Origin of the sequence: Nitrososphaera sp., assembly GCF_037447015.1 — an archaeon.
Lineage (GTDB): Archaea > Thermoproteota > Nitrososphaeria > Nitrososphaerales > Nitrososphaeraceae > Nitrososphaera.
On sequence record NZ_JBBIHK010000001.1, the window covers coordinates 44,808 to 58,403 of the forward strand.

A 13,596-nucleotide genomic window follows, 5' to 3' on the forward strand; every position below is an offset into this window, starting at 1 on the left:
ACCCTCGGCGTGGCAGACTCGGTGGCAAGGAGGGTCGCCGCAGGGCGCGACGTGTCAGACCCCGTCAGGGCGCAGGAGACGTTCAGGGTCCAGACGGTCATCCCGACGAGGGGCGACATCAGGGGCACCGTCTTTGAGGACAGGAACGCCGACGGCGTCGCAAACGCAGGAGAGGCCATCAGCGGTGCGCAGGTGACGCTTGTCAGGCCGGGCACAACAACAACAACAGCAGCAGCGGTGACGCGCCCTGACGGCTCGTACGAGTTCCTTGCGCTGCTTGCAGGCACCTACCAGGTCACCGCCGCGCTGCCGTCCGGGTTCGTGTTCACAACCCCTGCGGGCGGGGTCCACACGGTCCAGCTGACGGAGGGCTCGCCCAGAAAGGTGGCAGACTTTGGAGCCATCAGGTACAACCCGCACGTCGGTGCAATCGCGCTTTCCCCCGGCTTTGGCCTAGCCGGCTCGCAGGCGACGGTGCAGGCGTCAGACTTTACGCCCGGCGCCACCGTTGCCAGGCTGGCATTTGGCGACATGCTGTTTGCCCTGCCCGCCGGCGTCACCTTCAGCAGCGCAGGCGCGGCCACGTTTTCGATAACCGTCCCGGCTTCTGCGCAGCCGGGCCTGTACCCTGTGCGCCTAACCGACAGCGCCGGCGTAAGCACCGCAGCCGAGTTCAGGGTGCTCTCGCCTGCGGCCAGGTTCGACTTTACCGCGACTCCAGACAGCGTCCCGGCGATAAGGCAGACATCGGCAGCGGCAGTGGCGATAGCAGAGAGCCAGCCGGTATCGCTTGCGGTAAAGACGCCGGTCCAGCCGGGGCAGGCGTCCGTGGTCTTTACCGTGATCGGCCTGCCGCAGGGCGCGACGGTGGCTTTCAACGGCGCAGACGCGGCGGCCGGACCTAGCGGCCTGCCAACGTTTGCGCCGCCCTCCGTCCCGTCCAACTCTGTCCAGACGACTGCCATGACGGTCAGGGTGCCCTCCTCCGTGGTGCCTGGCAGCTACGACCTCACCGTCAGGGCGCACGACGCGGCAAACCCAGGCTCTGCGATAGACAGGCGCGTCAGCATCAAGATAGAGCCGCCGGCAAGGGCGGCAGGCAAGCTGGCAGTCTCCCCGGCGTCGGCCGAGGCCGGCGACCCGCTTGCGCTTGCCGCGACTGGCTTTGCGGCCAACGAGGCGCCGGCGGTGACCTTTGGCAGGCTGGCGGTGGCTCTCCCGGCAGGCACGAGGTTTGACTCAAACGGCGCCCTAGCCGTGAGCATAACGGTGCCGCCGGTCCAGCCCGGCATCTATCCGGTGACGATAGCAGACTCGACGAGGAAGGCGTCGGCAGACGTGCAGGTCGTGGCAGGCACCGAGACCTTTACACTCAAGGTGGCGCCGGCAGTCCTCCCGGCCGCAGAGCAGGGCGGCACCAGCCAGGCGTTCCAGGTTTCAGTCGCGGCCCTGCCGGGCAAGGTGCCGCCCGCAGTCAGGATAAACGTCGCCGGGCTGGGCCAGGGCATGACCGCGCTGTGGAGCAGGGGCGCCGACAACGTCTTTACCACCCTGTCGGCCGGCAACCCGCTCGTACTGCAGCCCGGCATAGGAGAGGTCGCCACCGCAAGCATCAGGATAGCCACCGCGGACGGGACGCAGCCGGCTGCGTACGTGCTGAACGCGGTCGCAGAGGGGCAGGATCCTGTCCGGCTGACCAAGACTGCAGACGTGAGCCTGAAGGTCAGGCCCAGGGTGACTGCGGAGAGGATCCCGTCGCTCGTGTCAAACCCGGACACGATCAGGGCGGGCTTTGCGGCCACCCTGTCAGGCACCGACTTTGTGCCCTCCTCCACCCTCGGCTCTGTTTCGCTCGCAGCCGCAGGCCAGCCCACGCCTGCGACGCTGGCCCTGCCGTCGCCGGTGACAGTCGGCGCAGACGGCAGGTGGAGCAGCGAGCTCTTGATCCCGTCCACCGTCGCGCCCGGAGTTTACCTGCTCACGGCCACCACGTCAGGGGCTTCCTCTTCCTCTTCTCCTTCCCCTTCTTCTTCTTCCGCCCAGGCCAGGATCACCGTGACTGCGGCCGAGCGGCCGTCGTTTGATGTCGACCTTTCGTCAGACGCCCTCACCGTGCCGCAGGGCTCGGGCGCGTCTGTCACAATGACGGCCAAGTCGATAAACCAGTACTCGGACCCGCTCTCGCTCAAGGTTTCCGGCCTGCCGGCAGGCATGACGGTCAGGTTTGCAGACGTGGGCGGCTCCACCGTTGCCACCTTTACTGGCACCACGTCTGGCACCGAGGGCACAGGCTCTGCCGTCACGCCGGTGCTTGGAGGCTCGCTGCCGTTCACCGCGACCGTGTCGGCAGGTGCCGGGGTTCCGGCCGGGACGTACTCCCTGCTGCTTGGCGCAGAGGGGCCCGACAGCACCGGTAATAATAATAGCAACAACGGCGGCTCGGCGGCTGCAACGGTGACCACCAAGGGCAGGACCCTTGCGGTGGCGGTGGCCGCGCCGGCAAGGCCGGCCCTGGTGTTCTCGCCGGCAGAGGGGCAGGCAGGCTCCAAGGTGAGCGTGCTGGGCTCGGGCTTTGTCGCAGGCGAACAGGTGGCGCTGACCTTTGGCCAGCTTGCGCCGGGCGCGTTTGCAGTCGTCCCGTCGGCTGCGGCAATCCAGGCAAGCCCCGCCGGCACGATAACTGCCGAGTTTACCGTGCCTTCAGTCAACCCCGGCATCTACGAGGTGGGGGCAAAGGGCGCGCTGTCTGGCCGGAGCGCGCTTGCGCCCTTCAAGGTGATCCCGACTTCGGCCGCCGGCACGGTCACGCTCAAGGTGGCGCCGGCCGAGCTGATAATCCCGGTGCTGTCGCAGGGCACCCAGGAGGTAACAGTGTCCCCCATAGGCGCGTTCTCGTCCACCGTGACGCTGCGCGCGGCGGGCGTCGCCCCCGGCGTCGGGGTTTCCTTCCTGCCAGGCGCGGCGGTCGAAGTCACGACAGGCATCCCGACCAAGGTGTCGATGGTCGTGTCGTCGCCGGCCGCCCCCGTCGTCACCAACGTCGTGATAGAGGCAGTCGACGCCGGCACGGGCCAGGTGATAGCAAGCGAGAGGGTCGGCGTGCGCGTCACCCAGCCTTCCGACTTTATAGTCTCTGCCGTGCCCTCCGACCTGCTGGTAAACAGGGGGACCGGCGTGTCGAGCACGCTTCGCGTCGTCACGGTCGGGGTCGCCGGCACGCCCACGCCTGTATTCTCCGTATCCGGCCTGCCGGCGGGGATCAGCGCCGCAGTCACAGGCGCGACCCCGCTCGACGCAGGCACGGGGATAGCCACTGCGACCCTCACTATCGCCGCTGCCGGCGACGCAGCCACGGGCACCTCGCAGCTCACCCTCACGGCGTCGGTCGGCGGCCTTGCCGCAAAGACCCTCCCCCTGAGCCTCTCGGTGGTCACGGACGCGCCTGAGCAGGTCGGCTCGGTCGCGTTTGACCCCACCCTGCTTGACGAGACGACCCCGCTTGAGCTGAACGTGCCGTTCCAGGGCGACAGCAACGGCCTGGTGCTCCTTGTGGAGTCGCTCATCACCAGCGTCTACGGCGCGTCGACGGTAGAGTTCAAGCTGCTGTCGAATTCGCCGTCCGAGCTGGGCGCGCTGCCGGCAGGCGCCACGAGCGTCCAGTCTGGAGCCAGCAGCAGCAACAACATCGTCAACATGGAGCCTTCAAACCCTGCCAGCAGCACGTCGTTTGACGTCTGCATGACCCTGCCCCCGCTGCCGGCAGGCTTTGCCAGAGAGAACTTTAGGGTCTCGTTCCTTGACACCAGGCAGACCCCTCCGGTGTGGACGTTCCTGCCCACGGTTCCGTCCAGCACCGACCCCAACGTGGTGTGCGCCCAGAACGTAAACCACTTTTCATCGTGGGCGCTGCTTGCGATCTCGCCAGCAGGAGCCGGTAGCGGTGGTGGTGGAGGTGGAGGAGGGGGCGGCAGCCATTCTTCAGGCAGCGGCAGCAGTATAGGAGGAGGTGAACAGCACCAGCCGGGAGGACAGGAAATCATCGAGCACGAGGAGTTCCTTGGAGGGCCCAAGCAGGTCAGGGTGGGCATCAGGGACGGCCTCGTGTTCAGAGAAGTGTCGCCGGAGATGCCCGGCGACATCAACCCGCTTGCCAACTACCTCGGCCTCCTCACCTCCAGCGGCATCGCCCTGACCGAATCGATCTTTAGCGTTTCGGTAAAGACGCCGGCCGCCGAGGCAGTCTCGATAGGGGACTGGACGGTCAGGCCCGCGCAGGTGGGCGTCGATCCCATAGCCAAGGCGTTTGCCCCTGCTGCAAGGGTGACCCTGACGTTTGAAGTGGAGAGGGGGGGGAGGAGAAGGAGGCGAAGGGGACGACGGCGGCAGCAACAATCAGCAGCACGCTGCAACAGGAGAGAGGGAAGGAGAAAACCCTCTGCTGCAGGAGGCACACGCTGCAAGCGAGGGATCCGGCCGCCTCCTGGTCAAGTACTACCTTGTCGACGGCCAGGGCAACGTGGCCGGGGAGGGCAAGTTCAGGACCGGCGAGGAGGGGCAGAAAAAGGCGCGCCTAGTGGTCGACTCGCACGGCGAGTACGGCCTGAAGGTGGTGGTGACAGAAGACGACGGGCACGGCGGCCACCCGACGTCTGTGACCGTTGAGCGCATGAAGGGCCTGCAGATAAATGTGCCGTGGATGTCTGCCTACACGTTCCTCATCACCGAGCTTGGCCTCATCATCGTGTCGGCCGTGGTGCTGGTAGACGTGTTTGTCCGCAGGGCGCGCAGAGGAAGGGAGTTTGGGCAGCGCACAAAGCACCACGTCCACATCGGGGCGGCGCTTGGCAGGATAAAGTTCAGCTTTACAAACATTGCAATCGCGCTTGCAGGCCTCGTCCTCGTATCTGCCGCGTTCATCATATTTGCTGGAGAAAAGGCCGAGCAAGAGGCCGTGGCGATGTGGATAGCCAACATCACGTCGTCGTCTTCGGTGCTCCTGGCGTTCCTGCTGCTCAGGCACAAGGGCATCGGCCCGCACGCAAGGGCCGAGATCGCGCTTGCAGCCGGGCTCGCGCTGTGGGTCGCGTCAAGGGTGATAGAGACGTGGTTCAACCTCACGATACCCACCCTGCTTTCTGAAGAAGAGCTGCACGAGATCTACCCCGGCGACTTTCTCATCACCTTTGTCACCGGCCACGACCTTGAGAGGCTCAACGCGGTGCTTGGCGGCAGTTTCGGCTACATCTATGGCGCGTTTTCGCTGCTCAAGCTGGCCGGCTTTGGCCTGTTCACGTTCCACCTGTACGAGGCGTGCAGGATATTTGCGCCCAAGTACGGCCCCAGGCTTGCGGCGGCGTCGGCTGCTGTCCCGACGGTGTTCCTGGCGCTGATAACGTACCTGTATTTCACGGTGCTCACAGGCAAGATACTGCCGGCCGACTTTGCGATACACTACGCCTACGCCATCTTTAACACGCTGATGCTGATACCTACCATCCTGCTTCTTGCGGCTCTGAGGAAGGACAGCCACAACCACCCGTTCTGGGTGCTCTCGACGCTGTCGCTGTTTGCGTTCATAATGGCGTACAGCTGGCAGGCGTTCGTGCCGGTCGGGCCCGACCCGGAGGCGTACCTGCAGTGGATAGACCAGAACGCGTGGGTGTCGGCCCTGCTCTTTGGTGCAGACTATTTGCTGATGGCCCTTGCGATAATCTGGGAGATAAGGATGCACAGGAGCGGCCACGGCCATCACGATCATGGCAATCACCATCACCATCATCATCAAGAAGGCAGCGGCTAGCTGCAACAACAGGCCCCGCAGCATCACACTAGCAGCAGCGGTTGCAAATAAAGAGTGCAGGGCAGGGGCAGGGACGCCTTTTCGATTCAGTGGCCGCCGGCCGGTGGAGCGTGATCTTGATCTTGTTTTTCCTGCGCCGCGTGCGCGCCGTCGCCACCCTCGGCTGGCGCTGTTGCAGCCCCCTCTTTGCCGTGCGCCTCTGCAGCAGAGCCTGCGGCCTGCTCGGCATGCCCGTCGCCGGCAGCTATTTCTGTAGAATGCCCTTCTTCTTTTTTATCGGCATGGGCTGCAGCATCAGCTGCTGTTGCTACTGCATCATCGCCGGGCTGTCCAGCCGGCAGAGGGTCGGCCGGGTGTGCGCCTCCACCACCTCCTCCTCCGCCTCCCCCTCTTCCCTCCTCCGGCGCGCGCGTCACCTCCACCTGCGGGCCGCCGCCGGCGCTGGCGGGCGCGCTCGCAAGGTAGTAGGCGGCCACCCCCGACGCTATTGCAAGCGAGACAGAGATCAGCGTGACGTAGAGCACGTAGGCAAAGCTGCTCCCCTTCTTCTTCTTTTCCCCCACCGCCACCACCAGCCGCAGGCACGGCCATCTTGCTAAAATAGATATAGCCGCCGCTGTTTTCTTCTTTTTCTTCTTCTTCCGCGGCCGAGATCGTTTTTATCCTGCACCTGCCGCCAATAATGCGGCGATGCAAAAGCCCGTTTTCCTGAGCATCAAGTCCAAGATCATATTCGTCAGCCTGTTCCTTTCCGTGACGACGCTCTTTGCGGTGTCGATAATCAGCTTCATATCGGCAGACAACCTGCTGCGCGAGAGGGTGAGCGACCAGCTGGTGAGCGAGTCCACCGGCAGGGGCGCGGCCATCCGCTCGCTTGTGGATACCAAGATAGAGCAGGTGAGGCTGATGTTCACAGGGAGCGTCGCTCAGGAGGCAGTCGAGCGGCTCAACGCCGGACCTGTCCCGCCGGAGCAGATGGACGAGTACCGCAGGAACTTTCAGGCCGAGGTAGAGTCGTTCCGCCAGGTGATAGGCACGCCGGCAGGGCTTGAGAACATCAAGGTGCTCGGCAGGGACGGCACGGTGCTCCTGTCGTCAGACCCGTCGGAGGAGGGCGCCGACCTGTCCGGCGACGAGCGGTTCCGGCGGGGCATAAGGGAGAGCCTGCTCCAGTTTGAGCAGGTCAGAGGCGAGCGCAAGGTCACGGTCGCAGTGCCGGTGTACAGGTACGGCGAGGCGGGCACGTCGGAGCCCATAGGGGCCGCCATCGCCACCATGGACGTGGGCAAGTTCGACGAGATCCTGCTCAACCGCGAGGGGCTTGGGCAGACCGGCGAGGTCTACCTTGTGAACGCAAACAGGACGCTGATCTCTGAATCCAGGTTCATAGAGGACGCGGCGTTCAGGACTCGGGTCGACACGCTTGCCGTCAACAGGTGCTTTGACGGGGGCGAGGAGGTGTTTGCCGTTTACCCTGATTACAGGGGCATACCCATCGTCGGGTCGTCGTACTGCGCCCGGGACCTGGGTTTCGTGCTGCTTGCAGAGATAGACGAGGCCGAGATATTCCACCCCATCACCCAGCTGAGGGACGGGATACTGATAGCGGCCACGGTGATAACCGGCGTCGTGGTAGCGATCGCAGTCTATGTGTCGCGCACCATCTCCAGGCCGATAACGCTCCTCAAAGAGGCCGCAGACAGGATATCCAAGGGCGACTATGACTACAAGGTCGAAGTCGAGTCCGGCGACGAGGTCGGCCAGCTTGCCGAGCAGTTTGACATGATGCGCAAGAGCGTGCTTGAGACCAACATGAACCTCAACAGGCTGGTCAGGGAGCGCACCAAGGAGCTGACCGACATGACAAACGCGCTCGACGCCACGGCCATCGTGGCAGTCACCGACAGAAACGGCACGATAACCAAGGTGAACAGCAAGTTTGTAGAGATATCCAAGTACTCGGAGAAGGAGCTGATAGGGCAGAACCACCGCATACTGAAATCGGGCCACCACCCGCCCGAGTTCTTTGAAAACATGTGGAAGACGATATCGTCGGGCCAGATATTCGAAGGCGAGATAAAGAACAGGGCAAAGGACGGCTCGTACTATTGGGTCAAGACGACCATAGTGCCGTTCCTGGGCGAGGACGGCAAGCCCAAGCAGTACATCGCAATCCACAACGACATCACCAACCTGAAAAACACGGAGGAGAGGCTGCAGGAGGCGCTCGAGCGGGACAGGGCAAACGCCGAGATAATCAAGCAGCAGGTGGAGGAGCTCAACGCGACAAACGAGGAGCTGCGCAGGAAGGACAAGCTGAAAGACGAGTTCCTGAGCATGGCCTCCCACGAGCTAAAGACGCCCCTCACGCCCATAATCGGGTGGACCGGCGCGCTCAAGTCAAACACGATACTTGGCAAGCTGACGCCGGAGCAGAGGGCTGCCGTGGACACGATAGAAAAGAACGCCATAAAACTCGAAAAGATGATAACGGACATGCTGGACGCGCAAAAGATAGAGCTCAACGAGCTAAAGTTCAACATAGGCGAGGTGGACGTGGACAGGATGGTCAAAAACGTCCAGCGCGACTGCGAGTTCATCATGAAAGAGAAGAACATCGACTTTGTCATCAACGTCAGGCCTGGGCTCAGGCTGAGGTCGGACGAGGCGAGGATAATGCAGGTGCTAAACGCCCTTCTCTACAACTCGGTTGACTTTGTCCCAAAGACCGGCGGCAGGATAGAGCTCATAGCCGAGCCGGCCAGGGACGGCAAGGGCGTGCTCTTTGGGGTCAGGGACAACGGCCCGGGCATCCCAAAAGACAAGCAGCAGTTCCTGTTCAAAAAGTTCTACCAGGTGGACACGTCGCTCAAGCGCAAGCACGGCGGGACGGGCCTTGGCCTTGCGATAAGCAAGGGGATAGTGACAGGGCTTGGCGGCCACATATGGGTCGAGACCGAGGAGGGCAAGGGTTCTAGTTTTTATTTCAGCCTGCCCACAGACACAGAGGAACATCGATGATGAGGATCCTCATAGTTGACGACAGCCACGACATAACCGACCTGATGGTCAAGGTGCTGGCCACCGTCGGGCACGAGGTGGTGTCGTCTGACAACGGCAGGGAGGGGCTTGCCATGATAACGCGTGACAGGTTCGACCTGATCTTTCTCGACATAGCCATGCCCGACTTTTCCGGCCTCGACGTTATAGACGAGCTTGTAAAATCGGGAAGGATAAGGGACTGCCCCGTGGTGCTCTTTACGGCGTCCTCGATAACCGACGCCGAGATAGAGGAGCTTGTGAAAAAGGGCGTGCACTCGTCGCTCCGCAAGCCGGTGAGGATAGAGACGCTTTTTGCCAAGGTGCAAGAGATCGAGCAGTCCAGGGGCAGCAAGGTCGACGCCCCCGGCAGCGCTAGCAGCAGTAGCAGCAGTAGTAGTAGCAAGTGATCGGCCGGATGGCGCCATCATCGTCCACTCCCCCTTCCCCTCCTCCCTCTTCTCCTCCTCCCACCGGTAGCGGCGATCGCGTGACGCACACATCTTCCTCTTCCTCTTCTTCTGCTGCTGCAGCATCAGACTCTGGCGAGCACGATTCACGGGAAAAGCAGCAGATAGACCTGCTGCTAGAGTTCTTTACGGCCACGAAAAACTATTGCGTGGGCGTGGTGGACATGGTCGGCTCCACCGGCATCACGATGAAGATGCCGCCGGAAAAGGCCAGCAGGTACTACAGCATATTCCTCAACGGCCTTGCAGAGGTGGTGATGCGCCACGGCGCAGTCGTGGTCAAGAACGTAGGCGACAGCCTGCTCTACTACTTTCCCAACACGGAGGACGGCAGCGAGTCTGCATTTGAGGACGTGCTGAAGTGCAGCTTTGCCATGGCGGCCAAGGAGCCGGAGCTGAACGAGCGCATGAAGAAGGAGGGCCTGCCGGAAGTAAAGTACAGGATAAGCTGCGAGTACGGCGCGGTCATAGTAGCCAGGATGTCGACCTCGTCTGTAAACGACATATTCGGCACGTCGGTCAACCTGGCCTCCAAGATGAACGTGCTTGCGCCCGCTGGCGGGATAGTCATAGGCGAGGGGCTCTACGAGAAGGTCAAGGCGCTGCGAGGGTACTCGTTTTCAGAGATCAAGGACGCGCCGCTGTTTGCGGCCAACGGGTACAAGATATACGCAGTCACGATAGCAGAGCAGCAACAGCAATAATGATAGCAACGCTACAGCCTGCCAGGCTCGCCGGGACGTGTACCTAAGAAGATAATTGCATAACAGGCATATAGCAAGGGCCGCTACCGTAGCAGTACTGGCGTGATCATGGCCCCCGCAGCAGCGGCTGTCGCTGTTATCCTAGCCACCGTCATCACCACCACCGTGGCTGTAGCGGCCAGCCTGGAGCGTGCATTTGCGCAGGGGGACGGCGACAGGAGCACCAGCAATGATAACAACAGAATCGCAGCAGGCCCCCTGGCAGTCGCAGCGTCTGGATCCCGCATTGTGGCGACCGTCTGGGTCGAGAACGCGGGCCGCGTGCCGGGCCAGTACGTGCTCGTGCTCGAAGCGCGCAGCTCAGACGGCGTCACGGCGTTCCTTGGCCTGACGAGTGGCGCACTCGGCCCGGGGCAGAGGGCAAGCGCCGAGACAGAGATCGTACTCCCGGCGGGCAGCTACGCTTTGCGGGCTTTCTCCATCGACAGCGTGTCAAGGCCGCTGCTGTTTTCCCCGGTGATATCGGCGCAGGTGGCAGTGCCGCCGGATGCAAATGTTGTTGTTGCTGCTACTGCTGATGCTGCCCCTCCACCTCCGCTACCTCCGCCGCCGGCTGCAGAGCCACTGCCGGTGCCTGCATCAGGCAGGACGGGGATCTATGTGCCGCTGTACAAGTTCCCCGACCTTGCCGACCCGGAAGGCGTGTGGAACACGCTCCTCAAGGCAAAGAGGGAGCACCCGCAGGTGCCTTTCGTGGTGACCATAAACCCGGCTTCAGGCCCTGGGCAGGCGCGCAACGCAGCCTATGCCAGCGCCATCCCCGAGCTTGGCAAGGCAGGCGTGGAGCACGTGCTTGGCTACATCCCCACGCGCTACGGCTCGCAGGAGCCAGGCTTTACGCTTGCCGACATCAAGGCCATGATAGACAGGTACAGGGCGTGGTACCCGGACGTGGACGGCATAATGCTCGACCAGGCAAGCTCCGAAGGGGCCAAGCTCGCCTTTTACGCAGAGATAGCCCAATATGCAAGGTCGCAGGGTCTGGAATTTGTCAGGGCAAACCCCGGGACAAAGGCAGACGCGCAGTATTACCGGGACGCCTTCTTTGACAACGTCGCCATCTACGAAGGCAGGTCTCTGCCCGCCATCCAGCAGCTGCAGGAAAACACCCGGCACCCGGAGTACGCCCCGCAGGGGTTTTCTTTTACTGCACGCGGCGTCCAGTCGCTCGACCCAGCGTACGTGGAACAGGCCGCCATGTACGTCGGGCTGCTCTACATCACCGACGATCTGGAAAGCGACGGCGACAGGAACCCCTACAACAGCCTGCCGCCGTACTTTGGCCAGCTGGTCGCGCTCTTGGGCAGGCAATAGCAACTGGCCTGCAGACTCACTCTCTGCCAGGAAAGGACGGCAAGCAGGCAGCAGCGGCGGCGGCGGTGGCGGCGGCGCGCACCTGATGCTGGCAGCAAAGATCCCGCATATTTGCCAGATATGCAGATTTTCCGAGATTTTCATAATATATTTTATCTTACTCTTCTAGTTTACAATTCCATGCTGCTTAATTGAATGCACAATACTAATGTCACATCGTGCCTTTTGCAGGTAGGATGTCCAAGAACAGCTTTATCATAGTAGCGATAATAGCGGGGACGGCGATCATTCTTGCCGCGGCAAGCTACGAATATTCCAGGCGCGCGACGGCCGACATAGTCGCAGTAGCCGCAAGGGACATACAGTCAAACGCCAAGATCCAGGTCCACGACATCTCCCGCGTGCTTGCCGCCAAGCTCGACTCGATAGACAGCAACCTCAGAGTCATGTCCGAAAACCCGGTGTTTGAAAGGCCGCCGGCAGGAGAGGCAGCGGGCAGCGTCAGGGCGAGCGCGGCGATACTTGGCAGGGCCCAGTCCACCACTTCTGACCTCACCGAGTTTTACATGTGGCTCGACGACAGGGGGAGGCTCGTCAACCTGAGCAGCACGGGCCAGGAAAATGTCGCAGAGCAGTACGCAGGGACAGACCTCAGCGGGAGGGCGTACTTTGTCGAGGCCCGCAACAACCTGTCGCCGCCTGCCGCCTACTACAGCACGGCAATCCTCTCAAACGACGGGATCCCGCGCATGTACGTCTCCTTCCCGGTTGTGCGCGAAGGCGAGTTCAGAGGGGTGCTTGCCGCCGGGATAAGGCTTGAGACGCTTGGCAAGTACCTCCAGGGCCAGCTCTCGCAGGAGATCGAAAGCAGCGTCGGCATGCTCGACAGGCAGGGGATCATACTCTATTCCACCGACCCGACGGCCATAGGCAAGGACGTGTTTGGAGAAGAGTTCCAGGCAAGGATACCCGACGACTTGAAGCCGGACTTTAACGGCTTTTTGCGCAGGTCGCTTGCCGGCGGCGCAGGCGCCGAGGACATCTCGTACGGCGGGGTCACCAGGACGCTTGCGTACAAGACCGTGACGGTGGAGGAAGGGAGGGGGCAGGACTTTGGGGTCGTCTACATAGTCGCCCAGCACAGGCTCGCCGGCGACGTGCTTGGGCTCATCGACGCCCAGAGGAACTTTAGCACGGCGGTGGTAGCAGCCATAGGCGCGGTTGCGGTGGCCATAGCCGTGCTGGTCCTGTCGTGGAACAGGAGGCTTGAGCGCACGGTCAGATCCAAGACTGCAGAGCTGGAGGAGGCCGTGACGTCGCTCAGGACGGCAAACGAGCAGCTAGAATCGCACGACAGGATGCAAAAAGAGTTCATCAACATAGCCGCGCACGAGCTTAGGACGCCCATACAGCCCATCATAATAATGACAGAGATGCTTGCAGAGCAGGCCGCCGCCGCAACGGAAGGAGGAGAAAATGGCGGAATAGCCGGTAAGGACGTCTTCATAAAGGGCGAAGACCTCATGATAATAAAGAGGAACGCAGAGAGGCTCAACCGGCTCTCTGCCGACATTCTGGACGTGACCAGGATAGAGAGCAGGATGCTCAAGCTTGACAGGGAGCCGGTCGACCTTGGCGAGCTTGCCGCCCATGCGGTGGAGGACGCAAGGAGGAGGGCGGCAAAAGGCGGCGCCGTGGAATTTCTGGTCGAGCGCAAGGGAGACGCCGCCACTGTGGTGGAGGGCGACAGGGGAAGGCTGGAGCAGGTCATTTCAAACCTGGTGAACAACGCGGCCAAGTTCACAGAGAGCGGCTCGATAACCGTGACTGTCAGCAGGCCGCAGCAGGACGTGGTGCAGGTGGCAGTCAGAGACACGGGGCAGGGCATCGACCCGGAGATAATGCCCCGGCTGTTCCAAAAGTTTGCAAGCAAGGCCGAGGCAGGAGGCACCGGCCTTGGGCTGTTCATTTCAAAGAACATTGTCGAGGCGCACGGGGGCAAAATATGGGCGGAGAACAACAGCAAGGACGGCGGCGATGGCAAAGGAAAAGGAAGAGGCGCGACGTTTGCGTTCACGCTGCCGGCTCCCGTCAGGGTGGCGGACGCCGACCCGCCCCCAGAACAACAGAATCAACAGCAGCAGTAGTAATTAGATCTCCTCCTGCGTGCAATGTTTTTTTATCGCTGGCAACAGCATGTGTACGTACA

7 protein-coding genes are annotated in these 13,596 nt (G+C 62.2%); 6 read left to right on the forward strand and 1 reads right to left on the reverse strand.

The window, feature by feature from the left end:
* Positions 1-4,662: SdrD B-like domain-containing protein (locus tag WKI84_RS00245; protein ID WP_337861499.1), on the forward strand; the 4,662-nt coding region annotated here is incomplete at its 5' end.
* 1,224 nt (positions 4,663-5,886) lie between these two features.
* On the opposite strand, the gene WKI84_RS00250 is transcribed toward WKI84_RS00245, so the two are convergent.
* The gene (locus WKI84_RS00250) at positions 5,887-6,372 is read right to left on the reverse strand and encodes a hypothetical protein (protein ID WP_337861500.1); all 486 of its coding nucleotides are present in this window, start codon (positions 6,370-6,372) and stop codon (positions 5,887-5,889) included.
* 118 nt (positions 6,373-6,490) lie between these two features.
* Between WKI84_RS00250 and WKI84_RS00255 the strand changes: the two genes are divergently transcribed.
* The 5 genes from WKI84_RS00255 (at position 6,491) to WKI84_RS00275 (ending at position 13,534) form a co-directional block, all read left to right on the forward strand.
* Entirely contained in the window at positions 6,491-8,821 is a 2,331-nt protein-coding gene (locus WKI84_RS00255) for an ATP-binding protein (protein ID WP_337861501.1), read from the forward strand.
* Positions 8,818-9,249 carry a response regulator gene (locus tag WKI84_RS00260; protein WP_337861502.1) on the forward strand — a complete coding sequence of 144 codons (432 nt, stop codon included), beginning with the start codon at positions 8,818-8,820 and terminating at the stop codon, positions 9,247-9,249. The genes WKI84_RS00255 and WKI84_RS00260 overlap by 4 nt, the downstream gene beginning before the upstream one ends.
* Positions 9,246-10,013: an adenylate/guanylate cyclase domain-containing protein gene (locus WKI84_RS00265; RefSeq protein WP_337861503.1), complete on the forward strand. Its 768-nt coding sequence runs from the start codon at positions 9,246-9,248 to the stop codon at positions 10,011-10,013. The genes WKI84_RS00260 and WKI84_RS00265 overlap by 4 nt, the downstream gene beginning before the upstream one ends.
* Positions 10,014-10,121: 108 nt before the next feature.
* Entirely contained in the window at positions 10,122-11,387 is a 1,266-nt protein-coding gene (locus WKI84_RS00270; protein WP_337861504.1) for a spherulation-specific family 4 protein, read from the forward strand.
* Positions 11,388-11,605: 218 nt separating this feature from the next.
* Complete coding sequence (locus WKI84_RS00275; RefSeq protein ID WP_337861505.1) at positions 11,606-13,534, forward strand: sensor histidine kinase; 1,929 nt, start codon at positions 11,606-11,608, stop codon at positions 13,532-13,534.
* Positions 13,535-13,596: the final 62 nt, after the last annotated feature.

Bases quoted from the DNA above. Each gene is read 5' to 3' on its own strand.
- WKI84_RS00255 (WP_337861501.1), top strand. From the start codon at position 6,491: ATGCAAAAGCCCGTTTTCCTGAGCATCAAGTCCAAGATCATATTCGTC.
- WKI84_RS00260 (WP_337861502.1), top strand. From the start codon at position 8,818: ATGATGAGGATCCTCATAGTTGACGACAGCCACGACATAACCGACCTG.
- WKI84_RS00270 (WP_337861504.1), top strand. From the start codon at position 10,122: ATGGCCCCCGCAGCAGCGGCTGTCGCTGTTATCCTAGCCACCGTCATC.